Origin of the sequence: Burkholderia sp. LS-044 (genome assembly GCF_004803625.1) — a bacterium.
GTDB classification, from domain to species: Bacteria; Pseudomonadota; Gammaproteobacteria; order Burkholderiales; family Burkholderiaceae; genus Burkholderia; species Burkholderia cepacia.
On record NZ_SSWO01000005.1, the window covers coordinates 48,377 to 64,150 of the forward strand.

At 65.9% G+C, this 15,774-nt stretch carries 12 protein-coding genes; 4 read left to right on the forward strand and 8 right to left on the reverse strand.

All coding sequences use genetic code 11. The features are described 5' to 3' along the window. Window positions 1–109: 109 nt before the first annotated feature. Window positions 110–1,360, reverse strand: a complete 1,251-nt coding sequence (locus tag E9536_RS14450) for a helix-turn-helix domain-containing protein (RefSeq protein ID WP_059699263.1) — start codon at window positions 1,358–1,360, stop codon at window positions 110–112. 241 nt (window positions 1,361–1,601) lie between these two features. On the opposite strand from E9536_RS14450, the gene E9536_RS14455 reads away from it, so the two are divergent. The 4 genes from E9536_RS14455 (at window position 1,602) to E9536_RS14470 (ending at window position 5,470) form a co-directional block, all read left to right on the forward strand. Then, window positions 1,602–2,834, forward strand: coding sequence for a CoA transferase (locus E9536_RS14455; protein WP_060206207.1), 1,233 nt, complete (start codon window positions 1,602–1,604; stop codon window positions 2,832–2,834). Between the two features lie 44 nt (window positions 2,835–2,878). Further along, the gene (locus tag E9536_RS14460; RefSeq protein WP_059699259.1) at window positions 2,879–3,643 is read left to right on the forward strand and encodes an acetoacetate decarboxylase; all 765 of its coding nucleotides are present in this window, start codon (window positions 2,879–2,881) and stop codon (window positions 3,641–3,643) included. Between the two features lie 43 nt (window positions 3,644–3,686). Continuing rightward, complete coding sequence (locus E9536_RS14465; RefSeq protein ID WP_136470064.1) at window positions 3,687–4,622, forward strand: 3-hydroxyacyl-CoA dehydrogenase NAD-binding domain-containing protein; 936 nt, start codon at window positions 3,687–3,689, stop codon at window positions 4,620–4,622. Window positions 4,623–4,684: 62 nt separating this feature from the next. Next, window positions 4,685–5,470: an enoyl-CoA hydratase-related protein gene (locus tag E9536_RS14470; RefSeq protein WP_119337173.1), complete on the forward strand. Its 786-nt coding sequence runs from the start codon at window positions 4,685–4,687 to the stop codon at window positions 5,468–5,470. Between the two features lie 45 nt (window positions 5,471–5,515). Here E9536_RS14470 and E9536_RS14475 read toward each other — a convergent pair whose 3' ends face one another. The 7 genes from E9536_RS14475 to E9536_RS14505 form a co-directional block, all read right to left on the reverse strand. Then, window positions 5,516–6,529 carry an AraC family transcriptional regulator gene (locus tag E9536_RS14475; RefSeq protein ID WP_226113253.1) on the reverse strand — a complete coding sequence of 338 codons (1,014 nt, stop codon included), beginning with the start codon at window positions 6,527–6,529 and terminating at the stop codon, window positions 5,516–5,518. A gap of 49 nt (window positions 6,530–6,578) precedes the next feature. Further along, entirely contained in the window at window positions 6,579–7,592 is a 1,014-nt protein-coding gene (locus E9536_RS14480) for a LysR family transcriptional regulator (RefSeq protein WP_124919648.1), read from the reverse strand. 186 nt (window positions 7,593–7,778) lie between these two features. Beyond that, entirely contained in the window at window positions 7,779–10,361 is a 2,583-nt protein-coding gene (locus tag E9536_RS14485) for a LuxR C-terminal-related transcriptional regulator (protein WP_247873443.1), read from the reverse strand. A 108-nt stretch (window positions 10,362–10,469) separates the two neighbouring features. Next, the gene (locus tag E9536_RS14490; RefSeq protein WP_136470066.1) at window positions 10,470–10,667 is read right to left on the reverse strand and encodes a hypothetical protein; all 198 of its coding nucleotides are present in this window, start codon (window positions 10,665–10,667) and stop codon (window positions 10,470–10,472) included. Next, entirely contained in the window at window positions 10,664–12,664 is a 2,001-nt protein-coding gene (locus E9536_RS14495) for an acetoacetate--CoA ligase (protein WP_136470067.1), read from the reverse strand. Before E9536_RS14495 ends, E9536_RS14490 begins: the two co-directional genes overlap by 4 nt. Before the next feature lies 1 nt (window position 12,665). Further along, on the reverse strand, window positions 12,666–13,514 hold the full coding sequence (locus E9536_RS14500) for a hypothetical protein (protein ID WP_136470068.1): 849 nt from the start codon (window positions 13,512–13,514) through the stop codon (window positions 12,666–12,668). After that, window positions 13,502–15,763, reverse strand: a complete 2,262-nt coding sequence (locus tag E9536_RS14505) for a hydantoinase B/oxoprolinase family protein (RefSeq protein WP_136470069.1) — start codon at window positions 15,761–15,763, stop codon at window positions 13,502–13,504. Before E9536_RS14505 ends, E9536_RS14500 begins: the two co-directional genes overlap by 13 nt. Window positions 15,764–15,774 lie beyond the last annotated feature (11 nt).

Genomic DNA, 15,774 nt, shown 5'->3' on the forward strand with positions numbered 1-15,774 from the left:
CGCGGCACGGTCATCCGTGCGCGTTCGCGGCCGGGCCGGCCGCGTGATATGACAATTGATGCCTCGATATGCCGGCGGTTCGACGAAGACCTCGCCGCGCGTCGAGCCGCTACGCGCGTGCGCCCCGCAGCTTCAGCGCGATCTCGAGCCGAGCGATCCAGGCGGCGTCGTCGAGTTTCGCACCGGTAATGTTTTCCACACGTTCGAGCCGATGGTCGAGCGTGTTCGGGTGAATATCCAGCGCGGCGGCCGTCACCTTGCGGCGTTGCCGGTTCGCAAAGAACGTCTCCAGCGTCGCAATGATTTCCGGCTCCCCCGCCAGTTCATCGATCAACGACAGCAGGTAGTTCAGCGCGCCATCATTGCCGCGCACGCACTCCTCGAGGACGATGTCCGAGTAGCGATGCGCGCGATGCCCTGCATTTGCGCTCCGGCCGAACGCCAGCGCGCGAATCGCCTCCTCCGCGGACGCCGCCCAGCCTTTCGCCCCGGTGCTCGCCAGCCCGATGCCGGCCGATGCGTCGGACGACGCGCTGTCGAGCCATGCAGCCACGCTGCCCGCGACCCGCCTGTCGCTCGCGCTGGCGGATTCGTCGTGGAGGCACGGCGCCCACACGATCAGCCGGTCGCGATGCCAGACGTCGAGCAGGCTGTCCCGGGGCGTTTTCAGGTGCCGTGCGACGGCGAGCACCAGTCGATCGGTCTCCTCCTCCGCGTGCAGCGCACTGCGGTCCAGGTGCGCCGATTCGATCGCGATCGCGATTCGGCGCATCGTGGGATCGAGCCCCAGCGCCTTGGTGGCCTTGCGGAATGCGTCGTCGTCGACCGTGGGGTTGAAGATGATTTCATGCAGTTGATAGCGCAGCGACTCCTTCCAGCGCGCCTGCTGATACTGCTCGTCGAGATAGGCACGCGACATCAGCTGCGCCATCTCGTCGAAGAAATCCATCAGGTACGGCGAGATCACGAAGAACAGCTCGTCGCGCAACTCGTCGCACGCGCTGCCGAGTTCGGCGCAACTACGCCACACCTCCCTCACCCCGACGCGAAACGCGCGCAGCAGCGACGGCAGCGGAATGCCCTGGTGGACGCGCCGTCGGCCGCATTCCTGGAACACCTCGAGATCCTTGTCCGACGGAAACGCGCCGGTAAATACGGACTCGAACCACAGTCGCTCCGATAACGCAATCGACTCCATGATGTCCTGCCTGACCGCGGCCGACAGATCCTCGTAGCCCTCGATGCGAATCAGGGCCGCATAGGTCCGATCGATCACGTCTGTCGGATTCAGCGTCAATTCCCGAATCTTGTCCCGCATCAGCGCCGACGTTTCCGGAATCTGGACATGTCCTGTATGCATCTTTCCTCTTCTTTCGGTTCGGCGGCGCTCGGCCGCCATCACGCGCATCCAGGGGCAATCGGGTCGGCGCCACGCGCCGAACGACACCCGTCGCCCGACGGGGCGTTGTGAAAAGTTCCATTCGGAACGCCCAGTTCTCCCATTTCACCGCCCGGGGCGACCGGATAACGTTCTCGACAGGTCGATCGGACATTGCGTCCCGATTGACGGATATGTCCCCGTGTCACTCGCCAGAGGCCCCATGCAAACCCCCGAGAGTATATTTTCCGGCCTGAAGGTCGTCGATTTCGCCAGCTACATTGCCGGACCGGCAGCGACGACGATTCTTTCAGATTTCGGCGCCACGGTCATCAAAGTGGAGCCGCCCGGCACGGGCGACCCCTATCGGCATTTCTATGCGATCCCGCCGAACCCGATCAGCGAACACAACTACGCGTGGCAACTGACCAACCGCAACAAGCGCGGCCTCGCCCTCGACCTCAAGTCGCCCGCCGCTCGCGACATCGTCACCCGCCTCGCCCAATGGGCGGACGTCATCGTCGTCAACTTCCCGCCGAAGATCAAGGAAAAGCTCGGCCTCACCTATGAGGCACTCGCGCCGCTCAACGAGCGCCTCGTCTACGCCGACCTCACCGGCTACGGCACGAAAGGCCCGGAAGCCGACAAGCCCGGCTTCGACATCACCGCCTACTGGGCGCGCACCGGCCTGATGCAGGTCACGCGCGACGGCGACAGCCCGCCGACGCTGCCGGTGCCGGGCATCGGCGATCACGCGACCGCGAGCACGCTGTATTCCGCGATCGTGACAGGCCTTTATCGCCGCGAAAAAACCGGCAAGGGCAGCCACGTCAGCACCTCGCTGATCGCCGAAGGCGCATGGGCCGCCGCCGCGTGGATCGAAGGCGGCCTCAATGGCGCACGCTATCGCGAGCGGCAGGGCCGCAAGTCGCCGCCGAATGCGCTGCTGAACCCGTATCGCACCGCCGACGACCGGTGGCTGCTGGTCGTGCTGCCGGCGAGCAAAGACTGGCCCCTGCTCGTCGACGCGATGCAGTTGCCCGCGCTGCTCGACGATCCGCGCTTCGCCAACGAGGCGGCCCGCGCGGAAAACGCGGCCGCGCTCGTCGCGATTCTCGACGAAGCGTTTGCCCGGCAACCGCTCGAGTACTGGAAGAAGACCTTCGACGCAGGCCGCGTGATCTACGGCGTCGTCCAGATCGCGGACGAAATCATCAACGACCGGCAAATGTACGAGAACGACATCTTCGTGCCGCTCGCCGAGCCGACCGGCAGCGCGACGCACACGGTGAACAGCCCCGTCCAGGTCGCGGGTGTGCAGAAGGTCTCGCCCGGGCCCGCGCCGCAGCTCGGCGAACACAGCGACAGCGTGCTTGCCGACCTCGGTTACGGCGCCGACGAAATCGCCCGGCTGCTGGCCGAAGGCGTCGTATCGAAGCACGGCACGCGCGCATGACGCGCCAGCCGTCCGATTCCCCCTCGAATTGAAAGGACAACAAAGTGACCGAACAGGAATTGCTTGAACAGGCCTATGCGATGCCGCTCGTCGGCCCGGCCTACGCGAAGCCGCCGTATCGCTTCGTCGATCGCGAATTCATCATCATCACGTATCGGACCGATCCCGCCGCGCTCGAGCGGCTCGTTCCCGCGCCGCTGAAGATCGTCGAACCGATCGTGAAATACGAATTCATCAAGATGCCGGACTCGTCGGGGCTCGGCTCCTACACCGAATCGGGTCAGGTCATCCCGGTGACGCTCGACGGCGTCGCGGGCGGCTACACCCATGCGATGTACCTCGACAACCTGCCTGGCATTGCGGCGGGACGCGAGCTCCTCGGTTTTCCGAAGACCCTCGCCCAGCCGAAGCTCGAGGTGCGCAGCGATACGCTCGTCGGCACGCTCGACTACAACGGCGTGCGCGTCGCGACGGCCACGATGGGCTACAAGTATCAGGCGCTCGACACGGAAGAAGTCCGCCGTTCGCTCGACGGCCCCGGCTATCTGCTGAAGATCATTCCGCACGTCGACGGCAAGCCGCGCATCTGCGAGCTGGTCAAGTACCGGCTGAGCGACCTGGTCGTCAAGGGCGCATGGACGGGCCCCGCCACGCTCGAACTGCATCCGCACTGCTTTGCGCCCGTCGCGCAGCTGCCGGTGCTCGAAGTGCTCTCGGCGACGCACATCCTGACGGATCTCACCCTGGGTGCGGGCGAAGTCGTGCACGACTACCTGGCGCCGTCGCGTCATGACCATCGATTCCGTTGATGCCGCGACCCGCGTCATCAAGAACGACTCTGGAGAGTTGAAGATGTCGAAGCAAATCAAGCGTGTTGCCGTGATCGGCACCGGCGTGATCGGCGCGAGCTGGACCGCGCTGTTTCTCGCGAAGGGCCTGGACGTCGTCGCCACCGACATTGCGCCGGATGCCGAAGCCCGGCTCCGTCAGTACGTCGACAACGCATGGCCGGCCCTCGAAAAGTTCGGTCTCGCCCCCGGCGCGTCGCGCGACCGGCTGACGTTCACCGCCGATACGCGGACCGCCATCGCCGGCGCGGACCTCGTCCAGGAAAACGGCCCGGAGCGGATTGCCGTCAAGCAGGCGCTCTATTCGCTGCTGGACGAAACGCTGCCCGCCGACGTGATCATCGCGTCGAGCTCTTCCGGCCTGACGATGAGCGAGATCCAGTCGGCCTGCGAGCGCCATCCCGAGCGCTGCGTGATCGGCCATCCGTTCAATCCGCCGCACCTGATCCCGCTCGTCGAGATCGTCGGCGGCAAGCAGACCTCGCAGGACACCATCGAACGCACCATCGCGTTCTATACGAGCCTCGGCAAGAAAACCATCCGGCTCAACAAGGAAGTGCCCGGCCATGTCGCGAACCGCCTGCAGGCCGCGCTCTGGCGCGAGATCGTCCACCTGGTCGCCACGGACGTCGTGAGCGTCGAGGATGCCGATACCGCGGTGTGCTGGGGACCCGGCCTGCGCTGGGGTGTGATGGGCCCGAACATGCTGTTCCATCTCGGCGGCGGCCAGGGCGGCATCGAACACTTCTTCGACCAGTTCACCGGCCCGATGACCGCGTGGTGGAACGTGCTCGGCTCACCGCAGATCACGGCGGAAGTACGGCAGAAAATGACCGCCGGCGTTCGGGAAGAAGTTGCCGGCCGGTCGATCGACCAACTGGCCGCACGCCGCGATGAAGTGCTGCTTGGCCTGCTCGCGCTGCGCTCCGAAGAACGCTGACGCATCCGACGGCCGCCGCGCAGATCGCCGCGGCCTCTTTCCCCCTCGATCATCCCCCCTTCATGCAACCTCTTCTGAATCTGTCATACGAAAAGCGCGCGGGCATCGCATACGTCACCGTGAACCGTCCGAAGTCGCTCAACGCGCTGAACCATGCGACGCTCGACGAAATCCGCGCGGTCATGGAAGACGCGCGCGACGATTCCGCCATTCACGGCGTGATCCTGACGGGCGCCGGCGACAAGGCGTTCGTTGCCGGCGCGGACATCAGCGAAATCGCGCCGCTCGGCGCCGTCGATGCCGCGACGTTCACGCGCCAGGGACAAACCACGTTCGATCTGATCGAAAACCTGGGCAAGCCGGTCATCGCGGCGATCAACGGCTTTGCGCTCGGTGGCGGCTGCGAGCTTGCGATGGCCTGCACGATCCGTCTGGCGACGGAACGTGCGCACTTCGGGCAACCTGAAGTGAAGCTCGGTGTCATCCCGGGGTTCGGCGGCACGCAACGCCTGCCGCGCCTGATCGGCAAGGGCCGCGCAATGCAGTTGATTCTCACCGCGACCATGATCGACGCCGCCGAAGCCTACAGGATCGGCCTCGTCAACGAGGTGGTGCCGGCCGATGCGCTCCTCGCGCGCGCCGAAGCGCTGCTCGCGCAGATCGTCGCCAACGCGCCGCTCGCGACCCGATTCGCGATTCAGGCCATCAACCGCGGGCTCGACATGAGCCAGGACCAGGGCATGCTGCTGGAAAGCGCACTGTTCTCGATCTGCGCGGCAACCGACGACAAACGAGAAGGGACGTCGGCGTTTCTCGAAAAGCGGGTCGCCAGCTTCAGCGCCCGCTGACGCTACCCGGGCGGCACGGCGTTCGCGCTCCCGGCGCCTGCGCCGTCACCGGCCGACGGATCGCTCGGTATGGCGATACGCGGCCGGCGTACTGCCCGTCCAGTGACGGAACGCGCGATGAAATGCAGTCGGGTTGTCGAACCCGACGTCGTACGCGATTCCCGCGATCGTCTCGTTGGAGTGAGTCAGCCGCTGGATCGCGATGTCGCGCCGCACTTCATCCTTGATGGCCTGAAACGTCGTGCCTTCGACTTCCAGACGCCGGCCGAGCGTACGCGTCGAATAATTCAGCGCATGCGCGACCTGATCGATCGTCGGTGTCGCGGGCAGGCAATCCGCCATGTAACGCCAGACCTGGTGGCACACCATCTGGTCCGCAAACGTGACAAATATCCAGTCTTCGGGCGCCCGCTTCAGGAACGCCTGAAGATCCGGTTTGCGTTGCCTGATGGGCATCGCGAGATAGTTCGCATCGAAGCGAAGACACGTCATGGCTTGATCGAACTTCACCGGGCCTGGAAACAGGTAAAGATGATCGCCCGCCTGTGCCGAGCGCGGAAACTGGAAATTCACCTCGATCAGCGGAATCTTCTGGCGAATCAGCCAGGATGCGATGCCATGAATCAGCTTCAGCACCAGTTCGCATCCGAGCGCGCTCACACCCGGGCCTTGAGGCTCGATGATCAATCGAACCATGCCGGCCTTGCCGTCCTGCGTGGATTCGAGTGTGAATTCTTCGAGGAGGATATGAAAGAACTGCGTGAGCCGATATAGCGCGACTTCGAGCCGCGGCGCGTCCAGCAAGCTCAGACAGAGAAATTTGAGCGTGCCCTTTCTCAACCGTCGGCTGAAAATGCCCGGCATTTCGTCGTCCAGTTCACCGGCCAGCAGACGATAGAGCGTGGAGAATTGCTCCTGCGTCACACGGGCCCCTGGCTTGCCGAGCAACTCGTGCGGAATGCCCGACAGCTCGGCCAGTCTGGCAATCGTCTCCCGCTCGGCGCCGGAAAGGAAGCCGTTCACGACGGTAATGGGAACGGTGGCGGTCAGTGGATTCAAGTCGGCTCCCCGCCGTGTCGAAGGAAGGCCATGCTGTCGTACGCGCGGCTCACAGCGCGCCCACGTACCGCGCATCTGCACCGGCATCCGCGTCTTCCGCAAGTCTCGCCGGCTCGACGTCGGCACCCGGCCCGGCATACGCGGCAAACGTCTGCTCGTCACGTGCCAGCATCGACGGCAACGTGTCGCGCATCAGATCGACCCAAGTCCGGATTTTCGCATCCAGATACTGGCGCGACGAGTACAGCACGTACACGTTCATGTCGTGGGTGCGATAGTGCGGCAGCACGCATGTGAGCTGCCCATCGCGCAACCCGTCGACCGCCGAGTAAAGCGGCAGCAGACCGATGCCCATGCCGCCCCGAATGCCTGCCGCCAGCGCGTCGGCGTCGTTGACGCGAAAGGCGGGCGTGACCGGCGCGGTCGCCTGTACACCGTCCGGGCCGATCAGGTTCCATGCGTCGTGCGATGTCGACGTCGTCATCAGGCCGAGACACGCATGCCGTTCGAGATCCTGGAGCGTGGCCGGCACACCGTGTGTGTCGACATATCCGCGCGACGCGCACAGGATGCCGAAGGTCGCTCCGATTCGCTCGGAAACCTGGCCGGATTCCGGCGGATGGCGTTCGAGCGCAATCGACACGTCCAGGCCCTCCCCGATCAGGTCGGGCCGCCGCCCGGTCGTCAGCAAGTCGATCCTGACCTCCGGAAAACGCTGCCGATAGGCTGCGACGAGCGACATCACATAGCGCCGGTCCAACCCGTTCGCGCAATGCAGCTTCAGCTTTCCGGACGGCCGCGCATGGGCGCCGCACGTCTCCGCCTCCGCCTGTTCGAGGTAGGCAAGAATCTGGTCGCATCGCCGCCAGTATCGTTCGCCTGCGTCGGTCAACGAGACGCGGCGCGTCGTCCGGTTCAGCAAACGGACCGTCAGGTGCCGTTCGAGATCCGACACCATGCGGGAAACCCGGGTAGTGCTCACGCCGAGTTGCCGGGCCGCCGCCGAAAATCCGCCGGCGTTGACCACGCCAACGAACAGGCGCATGTGTTGAAGCGTGACCATGGTTTCTTCCGTTTTGGACAAACGGAATTTTTGCACGGGAATCCTGATCGATTGCCCGCGACGTTCGCAAAATTGCGTTACGCAGGGCTTTGTCGTTTTGCACAAATCCGGTTGTGCGAAAGCGCTCGATATCCTGTGCAGCCCTCTCGAACCGTGCCGGCAAATCCGTCCCCGCCGCCCCTTCGGTCAGCGCGCGTCCGACTGCGCCTTGAGAATCGCCTGCGCCCGATTCTTGACGTCCAGTTTCAGATAAAGATTCTTCAGGTGAAACTTCACCGTGTTCTCGGACAGGAACAGCTTCTCGGAGATCTCGCGATTCGATGCTCCGCTGCACAGCAACCGCAGGATTTCATCCTCCCGCTGCGACAACAGGCTCGACCACGCCGCCTTCTGGACGTTCGCCTTCGGAAGCGGCTCGGCCCGCTCCGTGCCATCGAGCATCGCCGCCAGCTCGCCGCCCTCGTCGAGCAACGCACGCGTACAGCCGCCCGCTCGTGCGGCGTCCTGCGCACTCTGCAAGGTGCGCAGCGCCAGCCGCGTGTGCCCTTGCCGATGCTGCACCAGCGCCTGCAAGACCTGCAGCTTGACAGACAGCAGCGGTCGCGCCGGCACGATGCCGAGCGCCGCCTTCAGCAACTCGGCGGCCCGGTCGAGCCGCTGCTGCTGCAACGCGAGCCGGATGCGGCCGAGCAAAGGGCCGCTCAGCAGTTCCGTCACCTCGATCCACCCCGGGTCCGGCGCGGCGGTATCGCCCGATACCTGCGACAGCAACGCATCGATGCGTGTCGTCTCGCCGCTGCGCGCCGCCAGATACAGGCGCTCCCACGCAATCATCTCCCGCACGCTCGACCAGCGATTGTGAAAGCTCAGACGCTCGAGCGTGTCGAGCGCGTCGCGCGCCTGAAGCATCCGGCCGCGCGCGACATGCACGCGCGCGATCGACACCATCGACAACGCGATGAATTCAGGCACCGTCGCGAGCGCAATATCCTCGCCGAACTGAGCGGAGAGTCGCTCGACCGTGTCGAACTGGTCTGCCTCGTAACAGGCCCAGATACGCGACGCCGCCAGCGCCGCGGCCGACATGCCCCGGTTCACGTACGGACTGCCCGCGTCGCGTCGCATGCCGCGAGTCGCATGCGGGGCGTCGGTAGCCAGCCGCGGCTGCGCGCTCATCACCTGCAGGATGCAGCGCAACGCGAGCGTATAGCCATGGCTGAACGCGGCCTGTGCATGGTCGTTGTGGCTGTTCGCCAGCACCAGCAGGTGATGGGCCCGCTCGTCGTCCCACTCGGCCATCGCGCTGAACGCAAGGAGATTGGCCGCCGCGCCGAGCTCGAACGCCTCGAACAGGCCGGACGCCGGCTGACGCAGCGCGGGCACGTCGGCGAGCCGCGCCGCGCCGCGCAGGTCGTTCCCGAACAGCAAGGCCATCGCGAGCACGACGTCGGCGCCGTGCCCGTCGCGCGTATCGGCGAGATACGACAGCAGCGGATGGGTCGGCCCGCCGCGCCGCAGGAACACCAGCGCCCACGCGATCTTCACCGCGAGGCTCCGGCAGCCGAGCACCTCCTGCAACGGCAGCCGGTCGAACCAGTACGCGACCGTCACCAACTCGGCGCCCTCGACGAGTCGGGACGCCCAGTCGTCCAGCGTCGTGATCGCGAGCGAATACTCCCGTGCCTCGACCGCATGGAACATCGCCTCTTCCGGCACGCCATGGCGCACGTACCAGTGCGCGGCGCGGCGGTGCACGTCGATCACGTGCGCCGCATCCTCATGCGCGAGCCGATCGGACAGGAAGCGCGCGAACAGCCCGTGATAGCGATACCATCCCGGGCTGCCGTCGAGCGCCTCCACGAACAACCCGTCGCGTTCGAGCTGCCGCAGCACCGCGTCCGCGTGTTCGAACCCGGTCACTTCCCCGCAGAGCGAGCCGTTCAGGCGCCGCAATTGCGACGTCTTCAGCAGGAACGTCCGCACGGCGGGCGGCTGTAGCGCCAGCGTATTCTCCGACAGGTAGCGAACCAGTTCGAGCGGCGTGCAGTCGCGCATCTCGTCGAGCGCGTCCCGAATCTCGTCGCGCGCGAGCGCGAGCTTGAACAGTTGCAGCCCCGCCGGCCATCCCTCGGTACGCGACTGGATGAACGCCTCCGTTTCCGCATCGATCGTGTCGGCGGCATCCGCGAGGAACACGGCCGCTTCGTCCGTCGAGAAACGCAGATCCTCCATCCGCAGCACGAGCGCCTCTTCGGCAACCTGCAACGCGCTCACGCCGACGTCCGGCAGGTTGCGAGATCCGATGTAGACGCGACAGCGCCCGGGCAGCGCGTCCAGCAGATCGCGAAAGAAATGCAGAATCGCCGGCTCGTGAATCCACTGGAAATCGTCGATGCAGATGCCGATCGGACCGTCGACTCGTGCGAGCTGGCCGAACACCCAGTCGAGCATGTTGTCGGACGGGCGCACCGCCTGCCCGCTCGCGGCCACGCCGGCCTCCTCGACCATCTGTGCGATCAGCGAGATGAAATACGCTTCGAAACGGCGTGGATCGTTGTCGTTCTCGTCGAGCGCGAGCCACGCCATCGTCCAGCGCTTCGCGCGCCCTGCCTCCATGATCTGCTGCAGCAACGTCGACTTGCCGCTGCCGAGCGGGGCCTGCAGGATCACGATGTGCGGCACGCCGAGCCCCGTCACGCGATCGAGCAGCGCACGCCGGACGATCGCGCCGCGACGCGCGACCGGCGGAAAGAACTTGTGTTCGAGCAAGTCCGCGCCGTGGCGGCGTGGCCTGCGTCGCGTCGAATTCTGGGAAGCAGTCACGATCGTCCGGATGGCGTGGAAGAGAAGGCATCGTGCCTCAATCGTGAAGCCGCTTCAAGCATCGCCGGCCGTCGGCTCCGCCGCACGCTCGTCCGGCAGCGGCGGCGTCCAGCCGCCGACGCGCGCAAATGCCGAGAACGCCGCGAACGGATTGCAGCAGAACGGACGCAGGCAGCCTGCATCGTGCGACGCCCCGTCGTCCAGGCTGTCGGCCCCCGCCGCCCGCGCGCCGGTTACGAGCGACGCCGTCATCGCGGCACCGCGCCGGCAAAAGCCACGTATGCGTCGAGCGCCGCCGGATTGGCCATCGCATCGCGACTCGCCGCGCTTTCGGCGCGCTGCCCCATCAGGATCTTGCGCACCGGCACCTCCATTTTCTTGCCGGTCAGCGTGTACGGAATCTGCTCCATCGCGACCATCACGTCCGGCACGTGGCGCGGGCTGCACAGCGTGCGCAGCCGCTCCGCGATCCGTGCGCGCAGCGTATCGTCGAGCGCCGCGCCATCGCGCAGGCGCAGGAACAGCGGCATGAAGTAGCGGCCGCCGGGCAGTTCGCAGCAGACGACGAGGCTGTCGGCCACCACTTCGATCTCCTCGACGACGCGATAGATCTCCGCCGAGCCGATGCGCACGCCGTGTCGATTCAGCGTGGAATCGGCCCGCCCATAGATGTAGCAACCGCCGTGCGGCACGATCTTCATGAAATCGCCGTGCCGCCACACGCCGGGGAAATAGTCGAAATAGGACTCCCGATAACGCGTGCCGCCGTCGTCGTTCCAGAAGCAGATCGGCATGGAGGGCGCCGGCCGAGTGACGACGAGCTCGCCGATTTCGTCGACGACCGGCTCGCCGGCATCGTTCCACACGTCGACCGCCATGCCGAGCATGCGTGCCTGGATCTCTCCCGCCCGCACCGGCAGCAGCGGCACGGCACCGACGAGCCCGCTGCACAGCTCGGTGCCGCCGGATTGAGACGTGACCCACAAATCCGGTTTCACGCAGCGATAGAACCACGAGAAGGTTTCCGGCGTGCTCGGCGCGCCGCTCAGGATCACGCTCCTGACGCGCGACAGGTCGAATTCGCGGCCGGGCTCCAGGCCGGCCTTCTCCATCATCTGCACGAACGTCGGGCTGCCGCCGAAGCAGGTCGCCCCCGCATCGGCGGCGAGCTGCCACAGGCAACCCGGCCCGCCGTGCATCGGGCTGCCGTCGTAGAGCACCGCGGCCGCGCCCGTCATCAGCGACGCGACCAGCAGGTTCCACATCATCCAGCCGGTCGTGCTGTAGAAGAACATCACGTCGCCGGCGCGCAGATCCATGTGCAGGTGCATCAGCTTCAGGTGCTCGACGAGGATACCGACGTGGCTGTGGACGATCGCCTTCGGCAAACCGGTCGTTCCCGACGAGAACACGATCCAGAGCGGATGATCGGGACCGACACGTTCGAAGCGGAATGCGTCGGGCGGCACGTCGGGGCCATCCAGAAGCGCATGCCACGGATGCGTCGCGCACGGCAGTGTCGCGGCGCCGTCCGGCAGCGCATCGACGTCGGACGACAACCACACGAGCGCCTCCAGCGACGGCAGCGCGTGCGCGATCTGCAGCGCTTCCTCCGTGCGCTCGAACACCCGTCCGCCGAAGCTGTAGCGATCGGCCGCGATCAGCACCTTCGGCGCGATCTGCCGGAAGCGGTCGACCACCGTACGCACACCGAAATCGATCGCGGCCGACGACCATACTGCCCCGATGCTGGTGGCTGCGAGCATCGCGATCGCGCATTCGGGCACGTTCGGCAAATACGCGACGACGCGGTCGCCGGGCTGCACGCCCATCTCGCGCAAGCGCGTCGCGACGCGCCGCACCCGGCCGGCGAGCTCGACCAGCGACAGCGTACGCAGCGGTTGCGTTTCGCTCGCGTAGTGGAATGCCGGCTGCGCGGCGTCCGCATGCGCGGCATGCCGCAGCACGTGTTCCGCGTAGTTCACGCGTGCATCGGGAAACCAGCGCGTGTGCGGCATCGGCGCGCCGTCGGTCACGCGACGCGCCGAACCGTCGAACTGCACGTCGAACCACTGCCAGATCGACGCCCAGAACGCGTCCGGTTCGCCGGTCGACCAGCGCCACAGTGCATCGTAGTCGGCAAACGCCAGGTCGCGATCGGCCGCGAGCCAGTCCATGAAACGCGCCAGATTGGAACCGCGCATGAACGCGTCGTCCGGCGTCCACATCAGTTCGCCTTCGTTCGTCATGTCAATGCCTTTCACGTAAGCGCGTAATGCGCGCGAGAACCGTTTCGGGATGTGCCAACGCGGGGATTTCCGCGACGTCGAACGTGTCGGGCCGCGCCGCCGGCAAATCGTCTTCGCCAAACCAGAACGCCGCGGGCACGACAACGCCGGTCGGCCCCGGGCCGCACGTCGCCGGCGCGATCGCGAAGTCCGGCGCCGACGCGCCCGAGAAGGCGACCGACGCCGGAATCCGCAGCCCCCATTCCCAGCCATAATGCCGCGCGACGTTCGCGACCGGCTGAAGCAGCGCCAGCCCGTGCGCGGCACCGTCGGCATCCCGTCCGAGCGATTCGCGCATCAGCACGGCGTCCACTCCGGCCGTCGCGAACGTGCGCAGGAAATCCGCCACGCACGCCGCTGCCGCGTCGGCTGCGTCTTCGTCGACTTCGACGCGCTGCGTGCCGCTCGCGAACGCGAATGCGCGCGCCGCCCAGTCGCGCGGCGACGGCAGCTCCAGCACGAAGATCGCGTCGGGCAACGCGGCGCGCAGCGCGACCGCCAGCGCTGCCACGTGCGCACGCACCGGCTCGCTTGAAAGATACGCTTTCAGCGGCAGATGCGCGCGCTTCGTCTTGCCGATCAGCTCGGCGGCAAGCGCCGAATCGCGCGTGAGCCACGCGTCGGCCACATCCGCGAGCGGCAGCGTGAGCACGTCCGGGCGCAGCAGACCCTGCGCGTGCCGCGCCCACGCGACGCACGCGGCGCTGTCGAGCCACGGTGGCGCGTCACCCGTGAGCAGCGGCGCGCTATAGCCGGCGTGATCGAGCCACAGCAGCCGACGCGAGCGGCTGGCTTGCGTCAATCCGGGCATGATGACGCTCCCGTGTTCAATGCGTCGAGACGCGCTTCCAGTTCCGCGATTCGCACGTCCTTCGGATCGAGCATGTACGCGCCCTGAAGCCGGTCGGCCGGCATCGTGACGCGCTGGCCCAGCGTCGTCGCGTAGATCTCCGCGTTGTCGCTCCAGCTCCCGAAGTAGGGCAACGAAGCAGGCGGCTCTGGCGTCACCCATTCCGCGCAGAACGCATCGAACGGCCGGGCACGGGCAATACGCGCAAGCCGCTCGGCAGCCCGTGCGTCGGCGGTCGCCTCGACGTCCACGACCAGCGTCTGCTCGTCGTAGACGACCTTGTAGATGTCGCGTGCATTCTCGTGCGACATCAGTTCCTCGCGCAGATCCTTCATCACGAGCGCCGGATCGCGTTCGAGCACGTCGCCGTAACCGCCGCCCGAGCCCTGACAGATCATGTAGATCTCGCCTTCGTTGCAGATCTCGAACGTCATGCCCATGTCGTGGCTGCTGTACTTCGCCCCCGGAATCGGGCGGTTGTTCATCAGGTCGACGATGTCGAACGTTTCGACGGCTTTCGGATTTTCCTCCAGCACCTTGAAGATGTTGATGCCCTTGATCTTCATCAGCTGATAGCTCGGGCACGAATAGCCGCCGAACAGGCCCTGCGCGGACGGGAACTTCGACCCCTCGCATCCGGTCATGAAACCCCACAGGCCCGACCCGCGCGCGGTCGCGATCTGCTCGTAGCCCATCCCGCCGCGATACTTGCCCCAGCCGATCCGGTCCTTCGCGAGCCGCTGCGCGCCGAGGCGGATGATCGGCGTATCCTCCTCGGCAATCTCGTGCTCGCCGGTGTCGCACATGAAGCCGAACACGGGCGAGATCGAGTGCTCGCCGTCCGCGTGGCTGCGCGCGCCCTGCCCGTTGCCGTTGATGTCCGCGCAGAAGTTACCGGTCACGTCGCCGTGTTGCGTGAGGCCGCCGTAGATGAACGTCGCCGCCTGATCGTATTGCGACGCGATCACCGCGGAGTAGCGATGCGGCAGGCTGTAGCTGAGCTTGTTCATCGGGATCGTCCAGACCACGCAGCCCTTGAACAGCGGCATCAGGCTCATCGCCTGCGGCATCTCGCCCTCGGCGTCGAGGATCGAGTTGCGATCGGTGATGATCTCGATCGGCGACAACACGGCCATCGTATGCGGCAGATCCGGCCAGATGTTCTGCAACAGCCCGGTACACAGCGCCGCCTTGAACGAGGCGATGTTGGTGTTCACCGAGCGGTTCATGAACTGCGGGGCCGAGCCGCGAAAATCCATGATCATCCGGTCGCCCTTCACGGTGATCGCACAGGAGATTTTCTGCAGCGCATTCTCGCGCAGGCTCGAATCCATGAACTGCAGCACGCGCGTCGTGCCGTCGGGCAGCTCGCGAATGCGACGACGCATCTCCGTCTCGACATCTTCCAGATGCGAGCGCAGCGTGCCGATCAGCGCATCGCGGCCATACTGGTCGAGCAATGCGATGATCCGGTCACGCAGCCGCAGCACCGCATGCAGCTTGACCTTCATGTCTTCGAGCTGCAGCCGTGGATCGCGCACCGAGTTCTGCAGGAACGTGACGAGATCGCGCTTCAGCTCGAAGTTCTCGACGATCTTGAACGGCGGCATCTTGATGCCTTCGTCGTACTTGCTCTCCGCCTTGGCCGGCAAGCCGCCCGGCTCGGTCGAGCCGTTTTCGCCCTCGTGGATCGTCGACGACAGCCAGCAGACGAGTTCGCCCTTGTAGAACAGCGGCATCATCATCGACTGGTCGGTGTTGTGAATGCCGCCATAACGCGCGTCGTTGTGGATGAACCCGTCGCCGTCCTTCACGCCGACGGTCGGATCGTCGGTCCAGTTCTTGATGATGAAGCGGATCGGATAGAAGCAGCACGCGGCGAACGCGATGATCCCGTGCGGCGCGATCATCGACAGGTCGCCCTGCGCGGTGTAGATCGCCGTCACGAGGTCGCCCCACTTCGCACCCGGCGCCGCCCCCATCTGGTTCACCATCGTGAACGCCTCGGACAGCGCCGAGTTGATCAAGCCGCGCACATGGTGAACCTGGTGCGGATCGACGCCGCGCTCGAGCACTTCCTGCTCGGCCTTCGAGCGCGGCAGGATGCTGTGGTTGCGCATGATCTCGGGATCCGGCCCGAGGAACAGCGTGTTGTCGGCGATGAACTTGTCGAGCAGCGCCCGGTCTTCCGCATTGATGTCGTTTTGCATGTCGAACTCCT

Excerpts from the sequence above, each read along its gene's own strand:
- E9536_RS14470 (WP_119337173.1), top strand. The coding sequence starts at position 4,685 with ATGCAACCTCTTCTGAATCTGTCATACGAAAAGCGCGCGGGCATCGCA.
- E9536_RS14480 (WP_124919648.1), bottom strand. The coding sequence starts at position 7,592 with ATGGTCACGCTTCAACACATGCGCCTGTTCGTTGGCGTGGTCAACGCC.
- E9536_RS14505 (WP_136470069.1), bottom strand. The coding sequence starts at position 15,763 with ATGCAAAACGACATCAATGCGGAAGACCGGGCGCTGCTCGACAAGTTC.
- E9536_RS14455 (WP_060206207.1), top strand. The coding sequence starts at position 1,602 with ATGCAAACCCCCGAGAGTATATTTTCCGGCCTGAAGGTCGTCGATTTC.
- E9536_RS14465 (WP_136470064.1), top strand. The coding sequence starts at position 3,687 with ATGTCGAAGCAAATCAAGCGTGTTGCCGTGATCGGCACCGGCGTGATC.
- E9536_RS14450 (WP_059699263.1), bottom strand. The coding sequence starts at position 1,360 with ATGCATACAGGACATGTCCAGATTCCGGAAACGTCGGCGCTGATGCGG.
- E9536_RS14490 (WP_136470066.1), bottom strand. The coding sequence starts at position 10,667 with ATGACGGCGTCGCTCGTAACCGGCGCGCGGGCGGCGGGGGCCGACAGC.
- E9536_RS14495 (WP_136470067.1), bottom strand. The coding sequence starts at position 12,664 with ATGACGAACGAAGGCGAACTGATGTGGACGCCGGACGACGCGTTCATG.
- E9536_RS14500 (WP_136470068.1), bottom strand. The coding sequence starts at position 13,514 with ATGCCCGGATTGACGCAAGCCAGCCGCTCGCGTCGGCTGCTGTGGCTC.